Source organism: Paenibacillus favisporus (assembly GCF_040545415.1).
Taxonomy (GTDB): Bacteria; Bacillota; Bacilli; order Paenibacillales; family Paenibacillaceae; genus Paenibacillus_AQ; species Paenibacillus_AQ favisporus.
In genome coordinates this window covers 589,270-609,428 of record NZ_JBEPLV010000004.1, presented here as the reverse complement: position 1 = coordinate 609,428, position 20,159 = coordinate 589,270, and the positions used below count along the sequence as shown (strand labels likewise).

Annotated in this window: 20 protein-coding genes; 6 read left to right on the top strand and 14 right to left on the bottom strand. The window is 49.2% G+C overall.

The window, feature by feature from the left end:
- The first annotated feature begins 356 nt into the window (after nucleotides 1–356).
- Nucleotides 357–1,496: a GntR family transcriptional regulator gene (locus ABID47_RS20660; protein ID WP_354499493.1), complete on the top strand. Its 1,140-nt coding sequence runs from the start codon at nucleotides 357–359 to the stop codon at nucleotides 1,494–1,496.
- 89 nt (nucleotides 1,497–1,585) lie between these two features.
- Here the strand turns inward: ABID47_RS20660 and ABID47_RS20655 are convergent, their stop codons facing one another.
- On the bottom strand, nucleotides 1,586–3,076 hold the full coding sequence (locus tag ABID47_RS20655) for a glycoside hydrolase family 43 protein (RefSeq protein WP_354499491.1): 1,491 nt from the start codon (nucleotides 3,074–3,076) through the stop codon (nucleotides 1,586–1,588).
- 173 nt (nucleotides 3,077–3,249) lie between these two features.
- On the opposite strand from ABID47_RS20655, the gene ABID47_RS20650 reads away from it, so the two are divergent.
- The 5 genes from ABID47_RS20650 (at nucleotide 3,250) to ABID47_RS20630 (ending at nucleotide 8,397) form a co-directional block, all read left to right on the top strand.
- The gene (locus tag ABID47_RS20650) at nucleotides 3,250–4,158 is read left to right on the top strand and encodes a WD40/YVTN/BNR-like repeat-containing protein (protein WP_354499489.1); all 909 of its coding nucleotides are present in this window, start codon (nucleotides 3,250–3,252) and stop codon (nucleotides 4,156–4,158) included.
- Nucleotides 4,159–4,516: 358 nt separating this feature from the next.
- The gene (locus tag ABID47_RS20645) at nucleotides 4,517–4,996 is read left to right on the top strand and encodes a hypothetical protein (RefSeq protein ID WP_354499487.1); all 480 of its coding nucleotides are present in this window, start codon (nucleotides 4,517–4,519) and stop codon (nucleotides 4,994–4,996) included.
- 940 nt (nucleotides 4,997–5,936) lie between these two features.
- Nucleotides 5,937–6,503 (top strand): class I SAM-dependent methyltransferase, encoded by a 567-nt coding sequence (locus ABID47_RS20640; RefSeq protein ID WP_354499485.1) that lies wholly within the window; start codon nucleotides 5,937–5,939, stop codon nucleotides 6,501–6,503.
- Nucleotides 6,504–6,629: 126 nt separating this feature from the next.
- Nucleotides 6,630–7,310 (top strand): response regulator transcription factor, encoded by a 681-nt coding sequence (locus ABID47_RS20635; protein ID WP_105445633.1) that lies wholly within the window; start codon nucleotides 6,630–6,632, stop codon nucleotides 7,308–7,310.
- Nucleotides 7,303–8,397, top strand: a complete 1,095-nt coding sequence (locus ABID47_RS20630; protein ID WP_354499483.1) for a sensor histidine kinase — start codon at nucleotides 7,303–7,305, stop codon at nucleotides 8,395–8,397. The genes ABID47_RS20635 and ABID47_RS20630 overlap by 8 nt, the downstream gene beginning before the upstream one ends.
- Nucleotides 8,398–8,523: 126 nt before the next feature.
- Here the strand turns inward: ABID47_RS20630 and ABID47_RS20625 are convergent, their stop codons facing one another.
- From ABID47_RS20625 to ctaD, 13 genes are all read right to left on the bottom strand, one after another.
- Nucleotides 8,524–9,729 carry a TraB/GumN family protein gene (locus ABID47_RS20625; protein WP_354499481.1) on the bottom strand — a complete coding sequence of 402 codons (1,206 nt, stop codon included), beginning with the start codon at nucleotides 9,727–9,729 and terminating at the stop codon, nucleotides 8,524–8,526.
- Nucleotides 9,730–9,768: 39 nt separating this feature from the next.
- Nucleotides 9,769–9,951, bottom strand: coding sequence for a hypothetical protein (locus ABID47_RS20620; RefSeq protein ID WP_354499479.1), 183 nt, complete (start codon nucleotides 9,949–9,951; stop codon nucleotides 9,769–9,771).
- A 34-nt stretch (nucleotides 9,952–9,985) separates the two neighbouring features.
- Complete coding sequence (locus ABID47_RS20615; RefSeq protein WP_089549085.1) at nucleotides 9,986–11,275, bottom strand: ABC transporter permease; 1,290 nt, start codon at nucleotides 11,273–11,275, stop codon at nucleotides 9,986–9,988.
- Nucleotides 11,268–12,170, bottom strand: coding sequence for an ABC transporter ATP-binding protein (locus ABID47_RS20610; protein ID WP_251678090.1), 903 nt, complete (start codon nucleotides 12,168–12,170; stop codon nucleotides 11,268–11,270). The genes ABID47_RS20615 and ABID47_RS20610 overlap by 8 nt, the downstream gene beginning before the upstream one ends.
- Nucleotides 12,148–13,086, bottom strand: a complete 939-nt coding sequence (locus ABID47_RS20605; protein WP_354499476.1) for an ABC transporter ATP-binding protein — start codon at nucleotides 13,084–13,086, stop codon at nucleotides 12,148–12,150. The genes ABID47_RS20610 and ABID47_RS20605 overlap by 23 nt, the downstream gene beginning before the upstream one ends.
- Nucleotides 13,087–13,497: a GntR family transcriptional regulator gene (locus tag ABID47_RS20600; protein WP_116232716.1), complete on the bottom strand. Its 411-nt coding sequence runs from the start codon at nucleotides 13,495–13,497 to the stop codon at nucleotides 13,087–13,089.
- Nucleotides 13,498–13,549: 52 nt separating this feature from the next.
- The gene (locus ABID47_RS20595; protein WP_147306294.1) at nucleotides 13,550–14,266 is read right to left on the bottom strand and encodes a hypothetical protein; all 717 of its coding nucleotides are present in this window, start codon (nucleotides 14,264–14,266) and stop codon (nucleotides 13,550–13,552) included.
- A gap of 208 nt (nucleotides 14,267–14,474) precedes the next feature.
- A complete protein-coding gene (locus tag ABID47_RS20590) occupies nucleotides 14,475–15,419 on the bottom strand; it encodes a DUF4850 domain-containing protein (RefSeq protein ID WP_354499473.1) in 945 nt (314 codons plus the stop codon).
- Between the two features lie 403 nt (nucleotides 15,420–15,822).
- Nucleotides 15,823–16,287 (bottom strand): DUF420 domain-containing protein, encoded by a 465-nt coding sequence (locus ABID47_RS20585; RefSeq protein WP_089549090.1) that lies wholly within the window; start codon nucleotides 16,285–16,287, stop codon nucleotides 15,823–15,825.
- 28 nt (nucleotides 16,288–16,315) lie between these two features.
- Nucleotides 16,316–17,230: a cytochrome c oxidase assembly factor CtaG gene (gene ctaG, locus ABID47_RS20580; protein WP_354499471.1), complete on the bottom strand. Its 915-nt coding sequence runs from the start codon at nucleotides 17,228–17,230 to the stop codon at nucleotides 16,316–16,318.
- 98 nt (nucleotides 17,231–17,328) lie between these two features.
- Nucleotides 17,329–17,649: a cytochrome C oxidase subunit IV family protein gene (locus ABID47_RS20575; RefSeq protein ID WP_116232720.1), complete on the bottom strand. Its 321-nt coding sequence runs from the start codon at nucleotides 17,647–17,649 to the stop codon at nucleotides 17,329–17,331.
- 4 nt (nucleotides 17,650–17,653) lie between these two features.
- Nucleotides 17,654–18,280 (bottom strand): cytochrome (ubi)quinol oxidase subunit III, encoded by a 627-nt coding sequence (locus ABID47_RS20570; protein WP_116232721.1) that lies wholly within the window; start codon nucleotides 18,278–18,280, stop codon nucleotides 17,654–17,656.
- Nucleotides 18,277–20,127 (bottom strand): cytochrome c oxidase subunit I, encoded by a 1,851-nt coding sequence (gene ctaD / locus ABID47_RS20565; protein WP_152403048.1) that lies wholly within the window; start codon nucleotides 20,125–20,127, stop codon nucleotides 18,277–18,279. The genes ABID47_RS20570 and ctaD overlap by 4 nt, the downstream gene beginning before the upstream one ends.
- Nucleotides 20,128–20,159 lie beyond the last annotated feature (32 nt).

Genomic DNA, 20,159 nt, shown 5'->3' with positions numbered 1-20,159 from the left:
AATATGGCGGATTTGGATACCACCCCCTTGTTAAAATATGACAAGTGCCAACCTTGCCCCGCATCGCTTCCAGCCTTCCTTCCACGATGCCTTCACGATGTTTGGCTCAACTTATGATAACAATATAAACATCTTATTTTTTAATGTAAATGTTTATTTTTTTATTACAACTTAGTTAGAGTTAAGTTCAATATCACGAAAAAACATTGAAATAACTCGTATTTTTCACTAGATCATCTAAGGAAAGAAAATATAAAAAGATACCATTCGATATAATAACTTGTATTTTTCACTTGTTCGGGTTGGATAATTGTAATATATTTTAAACAGACCTATTCTCGAATGGAGCGCCAAACATGACGAAAAAGTTTACTCCCATGTATAAAAAAATCGAAAATTATATCCTGGAGCAGATCCGCAGCGGGAACTGGAAGCCGATGAGCCGCATCCCCTCGGAGAATGAGCTCTCGGATCAATTCGGAGTAAGCCGGATTACGGTCAAGAATGCGCTGTCCAACCTCGTGGACAGAGGCATCGTATACCGCATGCAGGGAAAAGGAACCTTCGTGTCGGAACAAAGAGCGGAAGCTCTGTTTCCCCCGCTGTCGACCGAAGCGGCACTGCCGTCAAGCAAGACCGTCGGCTTTTTGCTGCCCCGCCTGGACAACCGTTTTACCGCTAATTTGCTCAGCGGTATTGAGGATTCCTTAGCGGAGGAAGGCTATCATCTGCTATTCTCCAAAACGAATGACTCCCAGGAGTGTGAAATCCAGAAAATACGCGAGATGAAGCAGGCCGGCGTCGCCGGACTGATCATCTATCCCGTAGAAGGCGAAAATTACAATAACGAAATTCTGTCGCTGACACTGAACCGATTTCCGCTGGTGCTGTTGGACCGGCTGCTGAAAGGAGTGGAGACCAACTCGGTCAGCTCCAACAACTACGAAGCCGGCCAACAGGCTGTACAGCATTTGTACGATCTGGGGCATCGGAATATCGGATTTATCTCCACCAAATCGGAAGGAACCTCGAGTATTGAGGATCGGCTTGCCGGATATGAACAGGCACTGGAAGACCGCCACATTCTCATCGACCGCAGCCTGCAGATGACCCGTTTGGGGATGGACAATAGCGACGAAGAGGTCATCGAGATGATCCAGCAGTTTTTGCAGGCCAACCCGCATATGACCGCGGCCCTTTCTTCGAATTTCAGCCCGCATGTCATCCAGGCAGCCTTGGCTATGGGACTGCGGGTACCCGAGGATCTCTCCGTGGTCTTCTTTGATGACGTCGTATACCCCGATTTCAGCATCGTTCCCCCGACGGCCGTGGTGCAGCAGGAACGGGAGTTGGGCCGGGAGGCCGGAAAGCTCATTGTCGAGCAGATCGAAGACGACGCACCCGGGTACAAGCAGATCAAGCTGCCGACCCGCCTCATTCCGCGCCGTTCGACGTCGGTGCATGCCGGCGCTTCCGTGTCCCAAAGAGGGCTGTGACGACGCATTTAAAAATCAAAAAACCGACGTTTTCACGTCGGTTTTTTAATAGATAGAGAACCTTACGGCCCTCCCTATCAATTGAAAAATTATAGATATTCGCATGTTAAATTCGAAAATTGGGCAGCAGCGTCTTTGCCGCATGCGTACAAACCGATGATCACACCCGTAAATCCTCCCGCTACTTCAGATGAAAGGTATTTCGTCTGTGCGGTGCCAAGCTGTATTTCCTGGCCGTCCGCTCGCAGAAGGAACCGGTAGTGCGTAGGGCTGGCCTGAATCACCAGGGAGGCGCGGCTGCTATTTTTCAAATCGACAGCCTTCTCGATGGACTTGATATCCCCAACATTCAGGCGCTCAATGACTTCATATCCGCTTCCGCCTTGACGTATTGCCAAATCGTAATGATGGTTCTCGTCCATATAGAGCGTAATGCCAGCCTCTCCTTGAGTGAGGCTTACGTCGCAGGAAATCACCGATTCAAAATCCTTTTGGCGAATTCCGATGAAAGTGGGAGAATCCGCTTGATCGAGCGTTATCTCGGTGCCTCTCAGCTCCAGCACGCCTTGCTCATACGAGTAGTTGCCAAGATCCGGATGGCGCAGATAACACCAGTCCTTGTCCCATTCCATATTTTCAAAAGTATAACGTTTCTTCTCCTGCTGCATGACTTCATCCGGAATGCGGTCGGTTTCAAAGGACGACAGCGTCGTGCCATGATGTCCTGCCGTGAACCAGCCGTCCTCGCCGAACGTAACCGGTGTCAAAAATACCTCGCGCCCCAGATGATGATAAGGAATCCACTGTCCCATCTGCCGGAATCCGAGGTGAAGCAGCCACCAGTTTCCTCTGCCGTCTTGAATGAGATCGCCATGGCCCACTGCCTGCACTTCATAGCCGCCCATATTCCGGTTGGTTAACACAGGGTTATGGGAATACGGTTCAAACGGTCCGGAAGGAGAATCTCCCCGCGCGTAGGTCACCATATGTCCGAACTCGGTGCCACCTTCTGCGGCCACTAAATAATAGCGTCCGTCGATTTTGTATAAATGCGGGGCTTCGAGATAGCGTCCTCCCGTCCCCTGCCAGATGCAGCGGCTTGGCGTCAGCTTCCGTCCGGTTTCGATGTCGATTTCGCACTGCACGATGCCGCCGATGCCTTCATCGTCCACACCGTTGCTCATAAAATAAGCTTTGCCGTCTTCAAAATACAAATCCGGATCGATTCCGCCCTGATCCACACCGATCGGGTCAGACCATTCTCCGTAGATATCGTCCGTCCATACATAGAAGTTTTGGCGCGTCGTATCGTTGGTCGTGGTCATGTAGAACCGTCCTCCGTTATACCGGAGGGTAGGAGCAAATACACCGCCCGAGCTGTTGACCTTATCCAGCTGAATTTGGCTCTTGCGCGTCAGACAATGGCCGATCTGGGTCCAGTTGATCAAATCCTTGCTTTCAAAAAGAGGGACGCCGGGAAAATACTGCATCGAACTGCAAACGAGATAATAAGTATCGTTCACCTTGCAAACGCTGGGATCGGGATAAAACCCTTTGATGACCGGGTTATCATATTTCATGGGTTCACCTCTGTATGAGATCTGCATAGATGGTTTGAATTTTACCTTACCGCGAAGAACAAAAATACCCGAAAAATCAGCAGAAAAATCATGTCAAATTAAAACTTTATGATTATCCTGTCACTTGTTCAGAGCATCCATTGGATATAATCGCTAAAAAAGGAGGTATGTAGATGCTGTGTTTATCCATTCTTGCTCTGACCATGACTCTCCTTTCCGGAATGGTTGGCTGCTCCCAGGGGACGGATGATCCCGGATCTCATCCCCAAGAGGCTGCTGTACACGAAACCGGAGGCAAGCTAAGTGAACAAGGCCCGCCTGATTCAAATGCGTTAGAGTATGCCAATTCGGGCACTCTTGATGATGCCACAGCAGAAACAAGTACGACAAAAGACAACCGCAGCAGTGAACCAACAGCTCGAGCAACTGAGGATTTCCCCGAACCAGCCCAAGTGCCGGAGAATGCCGAACGGATTTACGCCCATGCCACAGGCTCGGAAGGTTGGTTTATCTATTCAGCCTTTCAAGGCGGCCAAGCCGGCTTATTGACCTTTTACAGTCCGGATCGGGGAGCAAACTGGAAATCGTCCGCATGGAAGCTGGACCCCGACCTGAATCAAAAAATGACCGGAAGTAATATTTTTGTCGCGATGGCTGAAGCAGGCGGGAAGAATCAGATATGGCTCTTGCTCACTTCGGATCCTGGCGCGGGGTTAATGACGAAGAAGCTGTACCTTTCAGACAATGAATTACAATCCTTTTCCCTGGTATCCGACGTGTCCGATAGGGTTGATGGTTATGTATCCGGCGTTACTTTTGCTGATGCCCAGCATGGCTGGATTGCCGCAAGCTACCACGGCAGCGTATCCGTCCCTCTATACAGAACCAAAAATGGGGGCAAAAGCTGGGCTCTGCAACGCATCGATATCCCCGAAGGCTTTAAATACGGGAACGTGTCCCCTCCTCAATTCGATGCTGCTGACAACAAGACCGGCAGCCTGGCCATAGAATTCGTAAGTGATACGGAGAACCGGACATACATCTATAAAACAACGGATGCCGGAGAACATTGGGATAAATAACGCTCTAACCTGCCGAGAACAAAATTTTTTCCGTGGTCCCGGCCGCCCACACCGTTCAAAACGTTTTCGCCTACTCACTACTACTCTTCAAACCTCCCTAAAATAGAAAGCTAACACTAGGGCGATAGTTTGACTCTTCTTAAAACCCATATTTTTAACCAATAAAATTAAATCAATAGTAGTAATATATCTTTCTTTTGAAGAACAACACTCTAGTTCATACAACCCAATATTTGGGTAATTTTATCTATTTTAATGTAATATAGTGGAAATTATGCACAATTATATGTTATTAATAAAGTAGGCGCTGATATATTAAGGGTGATCATCCATAATTTGTTAACGGAGGGTTTTGATATTGAATACCTTTAAAAAAACAATTACAGCTACGTTTGCTGCTTCATTGTTGGCAGGAGCTTTGTTAGGACCAGCCTCTACTTTTGCAAGTGCAGCAACCAAACCTGTAACATCACTTACAACAACTGCCACTCTAAATAACCCAAGTAGTAATATTACTGTTAACCCAGATGCCTCGACAATAACACCAGCCTCCTCTAATGGAGAAGTTGGAACAAATAATTTAATATCAAATGTTATTAAAAAAGCAATAACATCAGCTCTCCGATATGGCGGGGACTATTTAGGAAAGTTACTTTCAAAGCTAAGCCCATCAGCAGGAAATTTTGTTACCAAATATTCTAGTAAGATAGCAGATTTTCTGGACTCAATAACTAACTGGCAGAAAAATATCATTGCAACTGGGCTTGTAGGAATTGGAATTCCACCAGCTGAAGCATATGAAATTGCTAGTGCTATTGTTTGGTTAGCAGGTCTATAATTAATTAACGATGATTTAAGAAATATACTTTACTTCACAAGAAGTAAAGTATATTTTTATCTATAAATAATTCCCATTTTTTAAATAAGGAGGTGTATTACAAATCACTAATCTAGTGATTGTAGGGATATTATTTCTGGCAGTTTGTTGTATCCTAAACGAGATCATAAAGTATCTAGATAGGCGAGATCATGATGAGCCAGCACCGCGAAAAGTAAAAATATGGCTTGTACCTTTATTAGCTGTGTTAATCCTAGCCCCACTTATGGCTTTTGGAGTGTTATACAGTTTGTTTTTTTACTCTTTTGCTGAAATAACTAATTTATTGGACTTCAAGCAATACGATGACCTATTCGTATTTTCTATCTTTATAATTTCAGGATTCCTAATTTTCGAAACTCTAATAAATCCTTTGTTAATCACTTTTGTAAGGTTCACTTCCGGCAAACAAGTGTCTGCTTACACGAAGAATGCCATTACTATTACTGCAGATAGTATTATAATTTATTTCATTGCACTTATATTTAATGGTATTTATATAAAAAGCTATTTAGCTGCCCTATCAATATCCGTTTTTTATCATATTATAGAATGGATTTTAACTTGGATTTCTCATTATTTAAAAAAGAGGAAGAATACACCCATGAATTAATGCATGTTTTTAAAATGGAATTCAAGTATTTCCCAGGTTTATGTTTGTCAGTTCATGTTTCCATAGAAAGAACAACGCTTACACCCTTAGTTCGGTACCCTTCCGGATCAAGGGTTATTTGTTTTCCTGCCTTCGCCATCTTTGCAATCTTCAGATTTTCTTTAGATTTCCCCCCATAAAGTCCTCAGATTTTTTCGTTATGATGGTTCATGCCAACAACAAGCGATACAGCTTGATGAATCATAACTTTTCATAATTGTCCGATCACTTTATTGGGGGGAACACCGCTTGAATATCAATGAACATCTGCTATTTTTACAGGGATTTTTTAAAGAGCCCAAACGGGTAGGGAGCGTCATCCCGAGTTCCCGCTACCTTGCCGCTAAAATGGTTCAGTCCGTACCCTGGAACGAGGTAAAGGCTGTTGCGGAACTCGGATCAGGTACAGGCGCGATCACACGTTTCATAAAGCCGCAGTTACATGAATCTGCAAAAGTGTTATTGTTCGAAAGAGATAAAAAGATGAGAAATCATTTAAGGATCGAGTACCCGGATTTCCCGTGTTATTCGAATGCCTGCCAGCTCGTTAAAATCATCCATCAAGAAGGCATCGGCCAGCTTGACTGTATTATCAGCGGATTACCCTTTTTTAATTTCACGAGTGAAATTCGCGAAACCTTACTTCATCAAATGGTTGAGGCGCTAAAACCAGGAGGTGTCTTTGTCGCTTTCCAGTACTCCCTGCAAATGAAAAAGCAGTTTGCCAAGGCATTCACCATTGAAAACATCGAGTTTGTCCCCCTCAACTTCCCTCCGGCTTTTGTTTACACCTGCCGCAACAAGGAGATGCTGTAAAACATCTTGGCGCCGGATCAGCTTGGAAATTGGTTTCGGCCAACCAGTGTTATGTAGAATAAATATGGGCCGCAAATGTTGAGCGGCTGCAGTACCCGTAATCCGAAAATAAAGGAGCAGCATACCATGAACACCGTGCTTGTCGTAGACGACGATCCGGAAATTCGAGACGTCATCCACGTTTATTTACGCAATGAAGGATACCATGTTCTGGAGGCGGCAGATGGTCTGGAAGCGCTGAGTATCATCCAAACCACCCCAGTTCATCTGGTCATCCTGGATGTGATGATGCCGCGAATGGATGGGATTAAAGCTTGCATGAAAATCAGGGAAATATCCAGCACCCCCATCATCATGCTGTCGGCCAAAGAAGAAGATATCGACAAAATTACGGGGCTTACGACCGGAGCGGATGATTACATGGTCAAACCCTTTAATCCGCTGGAACTGCTTGCCCGGGTCAAAGCTCAACTGCGGCGGCAATCCTTAATCGGAAAAGAAGAGTTTCATTCTCTGATCATCCTTAAAGACCTTGTCATAGATAAGGCCAAGCATGCCGTCACCTTAAAAGGGAACCACATTTCGCTGACACCTCTGGAGTTTTCCATTCTGGAGCTGCTCGCAACTCATCCTGGGCAGGTATTCAGCTCCGAGAAGATCTACGAAAGCGTCTGGAAAGAACCGTACGGCTATTCGGACAATACCGTGATGGTTCATATTCGCAATTTACGGGAAAAAATAGAGGATCGCCCAAGAGAGCCAAAATACATTAAAACCGTTTGGGGAGTTGGCTATAAAATTGAATGAACATGGACAGGAGCCAAAAAGGAAGAAAAAGATCCAAATCAATATTTTAATCCGCATGGTGCTCAGTTTGATCATCGCTACGGCCATAAATGATCTCTGCATTTTATTATTTTTAAAGATATTGAAATGGAACGTCCTCCGAAATATCTTTCCTTACTTTCTTACCCCCCTCTTTTTTATCATCTTTATCCTTACCTTCTTTATGTTGACACGGCGGATCGTGAAAGATCTGGTTCATCTGGAACACGGACTGCAAAAGATTTCTGAGGGCGATTTGAATTATCGCGTGGATGTGAAGCGAAAAGACGAGCTCGGAAGGGTTGCGCACAACATCAATTTGATGGCACAGCGTTTGCAGCAGCAGATTGAAAAGGAGCGGGAACTGGAGAACTCCAAGATGGAGATGATCACGGGAATTTCCCACGACTTGCGTACGCCGCTTACGAGCATTATCGGCTATATCGAGCTTTTAAGAACAAATTCCTTCCAAGATCAAGACGAGTACACGCGGTTTGTGCAAAACACTTATAACAAGGCTGTGCATTTAAAAAAACTGCTCGATGATCTGTTTGAGTATACCCGGCTGACCTCAACCGAACCTCGCCTCGACTTAAAGCCGATCGATATTTTCCAGCTTCTCGATCAGCTGCTTTTTGAATTCGAGCCGATTGCCCAGGAGAATGAAATCACCATCGTGAAAGAGATTGGCAGCTCTCCTGCGATTACCCTCATTGACAGTGAAAAGATAGCCCGAGCCATCGATAATCTGCTGATGAACACCTTGAAATACTCGGAAAAACCAGGGAGCGTGCGTGTCATGATGAAGTCGGAATATCTGCATATCATCATTGAAATCGAAAATAAAGGAAGTCCCCTTACGGAAGAGCAGGAGCATAAACTCTTCGAACGTTTTTATAAAGTAGATCATTCCCGAAGCAGTGAAGGCATTCAATCCGGCGCCGGTCTTGGCCTTTCCATTGCCCGGAACATTGTGGAGCTGCACGGAGGAACTTTGACACTCCAGCATAGGAATCGATTGTTTACATTTCATCTGAGACTGCCTTTAAGGGATAACACAGATGAATAGGTCCATTAGGTATATAAAAAAACTCAAGCCAGTAGGGACGCAGGAGTCCCCGGCTTAAGTTTTTTCTTTTCCAGACTAACCGGCTAGCCGGCAATGTCGCCGCATGAAACATGCATTACAGGATGATTATTTACGTACTACCGTATAACCTTTATCCTCGAGCAGTTTAATCACGCCATGTTCACCCAGATAGTGGGCTGCGCCGACGACGATGAAGTACTCCGCTTTCTTGTCGCCTTTCAGGTATCCGTCGATTTTATCGGCCATGCCGTTGTTGCGGTCGATCAGCATCGCTTTGTTATACTCCGCGTCTCCCGCCATGCTGTTCGTCAGCTCCAGCAGCGCCTTTTCGTCCCCTTTTTTCCACATGTCCGCCATTTGGTCAACGCCGTCGTCCAGGACGTCGAAATTGTCCAGTGCTGCATTGAGGTTCTTCTCCTGCAGCTCTTTGGAGAACTGATCGAACATGCTCAGCTGGGACTCGTAGGATTCCAGTTCCACAATCGGAATTTTGCGCTCCAGCGCCTTTTGAATGAAGTACAGGTCAATGCCTTCCGTTGCCTCGTACCCGGCCATGACTGATTTCAGGCTGCTGATGGTCGTCTCCACGACCCATGGTTTGAATGCATCCAGTGCATCCCGTTTCATTCCGTTTTGCTCCAGAATGTCCCCCACTTTTGCATACGTTTCCTTGGAAACATGGTCCTTCAGCGTCGTGCCGTCCTGGTACATGCCGAGCTTCATGATCATGTTCTGCTGCTCTTCGTCGGCTGCCTTGCTGAGGTCAATCTCAACGCCCAAATAATCGGCTTCGGCAAAGGCCTGCTCGAATTCCGGGCGAAGCGGGTAGAAGCTGTCGTCCGCAATATGCATGGACCCTACCAGGTACACCGTGTTCCCGTTATTTTGCACTTCCCACATGAAGCCGCGACCCGCTTCTTTCGTTGCTTTCGAGAGCAGGAATACCGTGCGGGTTGCCGGATCCCAATAGACCGTGTAACCGGCGGCTTCACCAATGGTGCGGACCGGCACGTAAGTCACGCCGTTAACCTGTTTCGTCTTGCTGCTCAGCGTGATCTTCTGATCACCCGCAACGGCATGAATGGTTCCGTTCTCTACATCGGTCAGCTTTACGTTTAGCGCTTCAAGCGTCGTGCGCAGCGGGACCAGCGTAGTGCCCTGATCAACAATAGGTGCACTCGTGGCAAAATCGATGGTCTTGTTATTGACCTTGAGTTCCGGCTGCAGCGGAGCAGCCATGGCCGGAGCCGATATAGCGAGCATTCCTGCAGAAATCATAAGAGATAAGAGCGTTCGTTTCCAACTTTTCATTCTAGAAATTCCCCTTATTGTAGTTTATAGACTAGATTCTTACTGCTCTGCCGTCTTCCGCGGCATCTTGATCAGCGCCAGCAGCATACAGCCCATCCCCGCCCCAGTCAGCAGGCCGTCCGCAAAGTCGTTTAATACCACACCCGTATGCTTCAGGGCCATCGGACCGACGATCAGCAGCATACCTGCCGCGATGACGTATGAAAAAGCCTTTTTACTCATGCCGATTCTCTCCTTATCAAGTTAGAATCCGTGCCTAAATCTTGTAAGCTTTCATGGCCTTGCGCAGCTCTTTGATGGATGGGCGCTTGCCGTACATCAGGACGCCGGTGCGGTAGATTTTCGCGGACAGCCAGCCAAAAAACAGTATGGACACCAGCAGCAAAACGAGCGATATGAGAATCTGCCAGGTCGGCACCGTCCCCATCCCGATCCGCACGAGCATCGCGGTAGGAGCGGTGAACGGAATGAAGCTCGTCACCTTGATCAGCATGCTGCCCGATGCAGTAATGCTGAACAGTCCGATGTAGAACGAGGCCAGACCCAGCATCGTTATCGGCATCACGGCTTGGCCGAGATCCTCGGTACGGCTGACTATCGATCCGATGGCCGCGTACAGCACAGCATACAGGAAGTAACCCAAGATATAGAACACCAGTCCGTAGAGCAGCACCGGCAGGTTAATATCCGAGATGCTCAGGCTGTATCCTTGCAGAATGTCCTGGTTATGCGGCAGCATCAGGTTCGCCCCGACCACGACGCCAAACACTGCAATTTGCACAATCCCGACCAGGAAAATACCGATCACTTTCCCGAACATCTGGGCCAGCGGCGAAACGCTGGTGATGAGGATTTCCATGATCCGCGAGCTTTTCTCCGACGTTACTTCGGCTGCGATCATGTTGCCTGTCATCATATTGGAGGTAAAGAACAGAATCAGCAGCACATAAACGACCACATAGTTCATGGCTTTCTGCATGTCTTCGCGGTGGGTGTCTCCCCCCGCCTCCGTCTTACCCTCTGCGTTAATCCGCACCGTATCCAGCTTGACCGGTTCGTTCAGAGCGGCGATCTGCTCCGCGGACAGCGCATCCTTGGCGATTACGGTCGTTTTGACCGTCTGCAGCGCAGGCATCAGAAAGCTGCTGATTCCCTGCCCCATGCCGTCTTCACCGCCGGTGAAAGTGACAGCAGGAAATGCCCCTTCCCCGCCGTCAAAAGAGAGGTACCCCTCGATCTTCCCGTCTTCCAGGTCCTTTTTCGCCTGATCCGGAGCGGTCCCTTCGTATTTGACGAACGTATAGTCCTTATTGCCGGACTGCGCGGCATACTTCTCCAGTTCCGCGGCAATGACCGGCTGCGAGCCGTAGAGAATCCCGATCTGTTCGGCCTTGGATGCGTCGTCACCTTTGATCAGCTTAATGATATACGGCACGTTCATGCCGATCGTAATGAGCAGTGCAAGAATCAGAGTAGTAATCAGAAAAGATTTCGTTCTGGCTTTATTTTTAAACGTAAAGCCGATAATCGTCCCGAGCTTATTCATGCGAATCACCCACCTCTTGAATAAAGATTTGGTTCAGCGTCGGCTCCTTGATCTCAAAGCGCTCCACCGTGGTTTCCTGCATCGCTTTCTGCAGAATGGCCTGTGCCGTTTCCGGCGCAGCGATCCGGATGTGGTATCCTCGATCAATGCGTTCCACTGCTGTTACACCCGGAATCGCATCCAGGCCGCCGACATTGCCTGTCGTATGAAGCAGCACTTCCTCACGCGGATAACGGCTCTTGATATCCCGGATATTTCCCTGAACGACCGTATTGGATTTGTGCAGAATCGTAATGCGCTGGCACAACTCCTCGACATGCTCCATCCGGTGTGTAGAGAATAGAATGCTGGTTCCCTCGTCCCGCAGTTCCTTGACAGTCGCCTTCAGCAGTTCAACGTTGACCGGGTCCAGTCCGCTGAACGCTTCATCCAAAATGACGATTTGCGGCTTGTGCACGATGGCGGCGATAAAGCCCATTTTCTGCTGATTGCCCTTGGACAGCTCCTCGATCCGTTTATCGTAATACTCCGGAACGTCAAAACGTTCAAGCCAGTAGCGAAGGCTCTTATCCGCGTCTTGCTGCGACATGCCCCGAAGACGGGCCAGATAGACGATCTGCTCGCTGACCTTGATTTTCGGATACAGCCCTCTTTCTTCCGGCAGGTATCCCATGATTTGCTGAAGCCCCGCATGATAGGGCTTGCCGTTATACAGAATCTCTCCCCCGTCCGGATAAATCAGGCCAAGCACCATACGCATCGTCGTCGTTTTGCCGGCACCGTTCGCCCCAAGCAGCCCGTAAATTTCTCCTCTGCCGACCTCCAGCGAGATTTGGTTGACTGCGGTTTTGTCTCCGTATTGTTTTACCACATTAACTAGTTTTAATGGTTCCATGTGTCTGCTCCTCCCCCTCCTGCACGCCGGCAGGCTTATATCCTTGCACCCACAACGTTAAAATCTCGTCCAGCTCCAAAGCCCGTGTCTTCAGCACGTTGATACCCGAATCGTACAGGATCTGTTCCAGCTCACGGCATGACGTCGTCACCACTCGCGTAACGCCATGGGATTCCTGCTGCGTCTGAACAATGTTCGGCAGTTCTTCCAAATCGGTCTCGGGGCACCCTGCCCACACTTCCTTCCAGTTGTCCAGCAGACTGTCCTTCTCCGCCATCCCCATCCACTTGCCGTGGTGAATCAGCATGACGTAGTCCGCCAGCCTTTTCACCTCATCAATAATGTGCGTGGACAGTACAATCGTCGTATCTTCGGTCTGCAGGCATTCCCTAAGCACCTCGATCATCATTTTCCAGGCAAAAGGGTCCAGACCCGACGATGGTTCATCCAGCAGCAGCAGCTTGGGATGCGGTGCAAGGGCCGCGGCGATTTCGTATTTGCGGCGCTCCCCCTTGGACATTTTGCGCAGCCTCGTCGCTTTCGGTACCTGAAACAGATCGCACAGCTTTTCAAAATAAGGCTGATCCCATTCCGGGTACCAGTACGCCCGAAAGGCCGCGGCTTCCTCGGCGGTCAAGTTATCCTCCTCCAGGTTGGATTTTTCCGCCACATACCCGATCTGTCTGCGCACTTCCGTAGGAATGCCGTTACTGTAAGCGTGGCCGAACCAGGAAATGCGCCCCGAATCCGGAAACACCGTCTGCAGCAGCATGTGGATCAGCGTGCTCTTGCCGGAGCCGTTCTCGCCAATCAGCCCGTACACATAGCCTTTCGGCAGGGCCAGGTCGATCGGTCCGATCGTTTTATGCCGTCTCTGCTTGGTCACGCCTTCCATTCGTATGATGGGCTGTTCCATTTATGCCTCACCTTCTCCCTTCTCCGGATGGTACTTTCTTTTCAGTATCGATAAAAACAGCTCCCTCAGCTCATCTTCCTCGCATTTAACGGACATCCCGACATCCACCGCATGGCTGAGCGCCTCTTCTACCGCCTCCCGCCGGAATACTTCACGCTGTGAAGTACCAACCTTGGCGACAAATGTGCCGGTTCCCTGCTTCGTGCGCAGAAGTCCTTCGCTCTCCAGATCCTGATACACTCTTCGAACCGTAATTACGCTGCAGTTCAGCCCGTTGGCAAACTCTCTAATTGACGGCAAAAGGGTTCCCTCCTCGATCTGTCCGCTGATGATCAGCGATCTTAATTGGGATTCGATTTGATGATAGAGCGGTTCAGCGCTGTTCTCATTCACTTGTATAGGTATCCACACCTTTCGCACCTCACCTTGCTATACTCGTCAGTCCTCTTATTGGTTTCAAAGCTTACACCAGATCTCTAGATTCCAGCCTGCGGAGCGTTCCGATCGAGCACAGCACGAGGCTGATGACTCCGGCCAGCAGCATCCCCCACATCGCCGGCGATAGCAGGCTCCATCGTTTGGATACCTCCACCGTGTACACCAGCAGATTCCCTCCCGCCGCATAAACGGCTGCTGCTGCCACTACGGAGCCAACGAGGAAAATGAGGGTCGACAGCAGATAAGCTTTGCCATGATTGGAAAACTCAAAATAGATATAGGGTCCTGTCATCATAAGCCCGTAACCGACCCACGTCAGCGCAAAGGCCAGGTAATGTTCAAACCGCATATGATCCAGCAAGGTCCCCTGCACGCAATACATAATCACAAAGAAAATGATGCCGTTCACGGCAAAGGCCAGCACCGATTGTATCACCCGATATACCAAGACCACGCCGTTAGAGATCGGAAGCACCCGGAAGAATGCCAGCATTCGCGTATAGGAATCTTCCGTTAAATACTTGAAGGATCTTCGGGAGAAGTAAAACCCCAGCATCGGAACTAACATCAGCAGGATGAAATCAGCTACCGGACCAAGGGATCGTGCCTCTTCTCGCCCCAGCATCATGACCCCTGTGGTTCCTCCCATGTAGGCAGCAAATATGATCGACCACAGGAGGTACCTTTTCTCGCTGCGCAGATCCTTTCGTACCATCATCCAAGCGTCTTTTATTGTGTTCAACAACAATCGCCCTCGCTTTTTCCGTAATCCATAAGGGTGTATATACAGCACAGGTTCACTGTGCTTATTCACCACTCAGTGTGTATACTGTGTATATGTTTATACACAGTATACAGTGTGCTTGCCGGAGATGCAACGGCGAAATGAAAATATTAACAAAAAAACAGCACCCCATTGTCGGGTGCTGCTTGAAGCAGTGCATGTTGAGTTAGGAAACGCTTGACATTCCCAAGTATGGCTGAACCGAAAGATCGGCGGCAACGGAACTCGGAAAGCGTGCAAAGAAATCAAGCATAACGTTCGCCATATCCAAATCCTCCGGCGGAACGCTGATTTCGTAACGGGTAAACATCGCATCCTGGGGTTCATGGTGCTCAAACGCAGCGCCGACCGTCTTATAAGCCGTGCTGCCCGGTGGTAAAACATACGTGACGACATGGTTCCGAACGTAAGCATGATGCAGGAACTTCATCGTCTTCCCGGGAAAGCCCTTTTCTTCGGCCCAATTCTTTAATGCCGTGAAATAGGAACCGATTAACGCAATGTTGCAGCCCTGACAGGGGCCGCCGTCCAGGTAAACGGCCCTGCGGTCCGGGTGCTGCGGATCAGCAAGCTCAAGGCCCACCGATCCGTTGGCTCCGGTATCGGCCCGGACGACTTCCCAGTGTTTCGGGGCGAGGAGCAGATGCCCCCAGGTTCCGGAAGAATCGCTTAACCAGAACGCTCCCAGATCCGACAGAATCTTCTCCGGGATGACGGTGTCGATCTTCACCTGAAGCGGGCTTGCCGGCTGCATCATGGGTGTGTCTCCGACATGATAATTCCCTTCGATGCAGTACAGCGGGATTTGATCATCCTGCGGCTTTCGAGCGCCATGTCTCAGCTTCATCACGCCGCATTGAACGCGGCTTGGTTTGAAGCCTGCCTCCTGCTGCTGGCTGGTGGTTCCGCCTCCGGCACTGCCGGTCCCTTGGCCCGCTGCCGGATCCCTGTCTGTTCCGCCGGCCTGGGCCGTACGGTCACCGTCGGTCACAGCCGGTATGTATTTCGGGATGAGCGAAGTGGTAAACATGACAATGAAGCCGCAGAAGAGCAGCATGATGAAAACCCACAACATTTTTTTACTATGTATAAAATTCCTTCTTCGCCTCATGTCATCCCCATACCTTCTCTTAGCTTCGTTCAGTGAACCTTATATATGAATAACGTTAGAAGAAGCACAAAAGTTTCCGCTAGATTGAATGAACTAAAGAAATAATTGTAATAGGGCCGCATGGGACCATCATAACTGGAAGTTCAATGCAAAACTTTGCTTCAATCTATGTACCTCGTTTTCTAGAACTTTTTTTAACCAATTTTCCTGTATCCGACGCCAGTGCTCAAAAAAATGCAATACAGCACTTCGGAACGGGCATCCGGCCAAGAAAACTTGGCGTTATTTCATCCTATTAAACAAACACGAAAAACCTTGGCTTTCCAGCGGAATCAGCGGCTTTTCATAAAAAAAGCCCAGCGGATTAATCCGCCGGACTCTCTTTGTACCCGATCCACTCGGGTTATGCTCCCAAAATAACATCCCATACCGGCTTCGTATGCCCGCCAGGATACAGGACGTACAGCAGCACGTATACCACAACACCGGTGATGGCTGTGACAAACCAAATACTTGCCGTAACCCGGCCCCATTTCCGGTGCTTCGCAAACTTTTCCCGGAATGCCAGAACCAGCGTCGTAATCCCGAATACCGCGGCTACCGTCGCCAGAACGATATGGAAGATCAGGAAGATCTGATAGTAGATCTTCATTTCGTCCGAGCCGCCCCATGAGGTGTTGCCGACAAAGGCCGTTCTGGACACGTAAATAATGAAAAACAGCAGCGCTGCGATCGCGCCCCAGATCATCACTTTTTTATGGGCGTCCCGTTTGCCTTGAACGATCAAGGCCCATCCGATGGCCACCAGAATCGCACTGATGACGATGAATGAAGTGCTGATCGTAGGGAACAGCGTATACAAATCCATGAAAATCCTCCTTAACGCTTAGACCAACTCATGCCCGGTTCAAAGAACCGTCAGAAAGATCGGTTGGAATGATATCGTCGTCATCCTCTTTATTTTCGCTCTTGTACCAGCGGAAGAATACCCTCGCCAGCATCGAAGCGAATATAAATTCCTGAATGAACTTCATGACGATGCCGCCCAGTTGTTGGTCGACCTTGGTGCTCAGCCCATAGAAAAAGCTTGGTCCGCCGAAAGTCTGCAGCAGAGCCGACGTATCGCCCGATACGCAGTATCCCATCGCTTTGGCCCACGTATTGGGATCGCTGTAGGTCGCATACATCGGTTGCGTTGAGAAAATGATCAGGCCGCAAGCAGGCGTCAACAGCACCATGTTCAGAAAAATAAACCCGATCTTCGCAAGGCCCGATGCCTGGTGTTTCTCCGGCAGCGGATTAATGAGCGTCCACCACATAAGCGCGGCAGCGATGAACAAAACAATATAGTACAGCCGGTGTACCGCAAAATGCAGCATGACATAGTCGTGGATCGCAGGGATATGGTAGAACGAAAACAATCCGTTAAATACGACAGCTGCGACCACCGGTTTGGTCAGAAAACCCAGCTTCTTGAACGGGTTGATCCGGTCAAAAGCACGCCACAGCCAGGTTGGAATCCCCAGCATAATAAGCGGCGTAGCCACCAGGTAAGACAAAGCCATCGATGTCATGTGGAACGTAAACATAATGTGGCCCAGCAGACTCACCGGTCCGCCCTGAGCGAGATACAGGAAGAACATACCGCTGACGAACATGATCTTTTTGCCGATCGATACGGGCTCGGCATCCGCGAACTTTTCACTGAGCGGGCCGATAACAACAAAATAGGCGGCCGTTACCAGCAGCATAAACGTCAGAAACAACGGACTGAACAAGGCGGCAAAGCTAAAATATTCTAACCCCAGCATATGAAAACCTCCTCCCGCCGGGCGGAATTTCTGTCGATATTGTGACACCTTGATGCCATTTAAAAAAAGAGGGGGCATCCGGCCCGCCTCTTTTTATTTTACCACCAAACCCAATACAATGCTGTGACGATCGCAGTAAATGCGACAAAGCCACCACCGCACATGAAGATAATCGGCATCAAATGTCCTTTATCCTTCAAGTGCATCCAGTATCCCAACTGAACCAGTGCCTGCAGCACCGCCATCACGACGAGAAGTATAACCGTGAAGGCGACGTTCACCCCGCCAGCCATAACCGAAGCAAAAGCGATGGCGGTCAGGATAATGGAGAAAATAAATACGATGACATGCTTTTGCGGTCCTTCATGACGATGACCGTGTTTTACCGTATCATCTTGATGCTGTTCAACCGTAGTCATAATCTTAGCCCACCTTTCCAAGCAGGTAAACGACCGAGAAGATGAAGACCCATACGACGTCGATAAAGTGCCAGTACATGGCCGACACGTAAACCTTCGGAGCCGTTACGACCGTTAACCCCTTTTTGTACAGCTGGCCGATCAGAATACCGATCCAGCATACACCGAATGCAACGTGAGCTCCGTGGAAACCGACCAGCGTGTAGAACGCCGAACTGAAGGCACTTGTCGTCATGCCGAATTTCTCGGCGGTGACATACTCGTGGAACTCGTAAATCTCGAGGCCAAGGAAGCCAAGGCCCAGAATAACCGTAATGATCAACCACAATCTGAGTGCAGCTGCTTTATGACGGTGCAACGCCTGTACGGCGAATACACTCGTCAAACTGCTGACAAGCAGGATCAACGTGGCTGCAGCCGTCGTTGGCAGCGAGAAGAGCTCATGGGCTGTCGGGCCGTCATTGGTCTGGTTGCGAAGCGCCAAGAACGTGGCGAACAGGGTACCGAAGAGCACGGACTCTCCGCCAAGGAAGAGCCAGAAGCCAAGCACTTTGTTGCGGCCTTCCAGGGTTGCTTTCTCCGGTTCATGCGGCAATGAGCCGTTTACCGATTCTGCGTGTGCCGATGTCATGCTTTAACCCCCTCTTCTTCCAGTTCTTCCGGTTCGATATGCCAGCCATGATCGTCAAACAGCGAACGAAGCAGCATCGATCCGAACGTAATGACAAGTCCGATAATGACGACGATCCAGTTGTTGAAGATCATGCTCATAAAGGAATTGTTGAATTTCTCACTGCTGAACATCAGTCCGAGACCGGCGATGAAAATACCGACGGACATTACAAAAGGCAAAATCGTTGGCGAAGGCATATGGATGGATCCCAGCGGTTCTGCAGGAGTCATCTCTTTGTTGCCTGCCATTTTTTCTTTCCAGTAAGCGTCAAGTCCGCGTACAAGCGGGATTTGTTTAAAGTTGTACTCAGGAGGCGGCGATGGAATCGCCCACTCGAGCGTACGTCCGTCTTCCCAAGGATCGTTGGCCACGCCTTTTGGCTTGGCGGCTGTCATAAAGCAGTTGAACAAGAACAGCAGAACGCCGACGGCCATCAGGAACGCCCCGACCGTACTTACCAAGTTCAATGTATCGAAGTCCTGGTTAGGCAGATACGTAAAGATACGGCGCTGCATCCCCATGAGTCCGAGGAAATGCTGTACGAAGAATGTCAAATGGAAGCCGATTGCAAAGAACCAGAACGTCCATTTACCAATCGTTTCGTTGAGTACGCGGCCGAACATTTTAGGCCACCAGTAGTGCAGACCCGCAAAGAGACCGAATACCAGACCACCTACGATTACGTAGTGGAAGTGGGCAACGACGAAGTAAGTATCATGGAACTGGTAGTCCGCAGGCGCGGATGCCAGCATGACCCCGGTAACACCACCCATAACGAATGTAGGAACGAAACCAATGGCAAACAGGTTCGCGCTCGTAAAGCGGATCTGTCCGCCCCACATCGTAAAGAGCCAGTTGAAAATCTTGATCCCCGTCGGAACGGCGATCAGCATCGTCGCGATCGAGAACAGCGCGTTCGCAATCGGTCCGAGACCGGTTGTGAACATGTGGTGAGCCCAAACCATGAAGCCCAGGAAGGCGATCAGGATGGTCGCGAACACCATCGAGCTGTATCCGAAAAGACGTTTGCGTGCAAAAGTCGGAATAACTTCAGAAATAACCCCGAAAGCAGGCAAAATGAGAATATATACTTCAGGGTGACCAAAGATCCAGAAAATATGCTGCCAAAGAACGGGGTTACCGCCATTGGATACTTCAAAGAAATTCGCTCCCAAAATACGGTCAAATGAGAGCAGCACCAGACCTACCGTAATGGCAGGGAAAGCAAACAGAATCATCGCGGAAGTAATGAAAGATGTCCATGTGAACATCGGCATCCGCATAAAAGACATTCCCGGTGCGCGCATCGTAATGATCGTCGCCAGGAAGTTGATGCCGCCGATCAGTGTACCGAGACCGGCGATCTGGAGACCGACCGTATAGAAGTCGACACCGTGCGTTGTACTGTAAGTTGAAGTCGATAACGGCGTATAGGCCGTCCAGCCGGCGTCAGGCGCGCCGCCCATAATCCAGCTCAGGTTCAGCAGGATTCCGCCGAACAGGAACGTCCAGAAGCCAAGTGCGTTGACGAATGGGAAAGCGACGTCACGGGCGCCGATTTGCAGCGGAATTACCGCATTCATCAATGCAAAGATCACTGGCATGACACCAAGGAAGATCATGGTCGTTCCGTGCATCGTGATCAATTCGTTAAAGGTTTGCGCTGATACTAAATCATTCATAGGCTTAATCAATTGCAGACGGATCAGCAAGGCTTCCACGCCGCCGAATCCAAAGAACAAGCCGCCTGCAAGCAAATACAGGATGGCTATCTTCTTGTGGTCCACGGTGGTGAGCCAGTCCATCAAGCCCGTATGACGCTTGACACTGTGAGCAT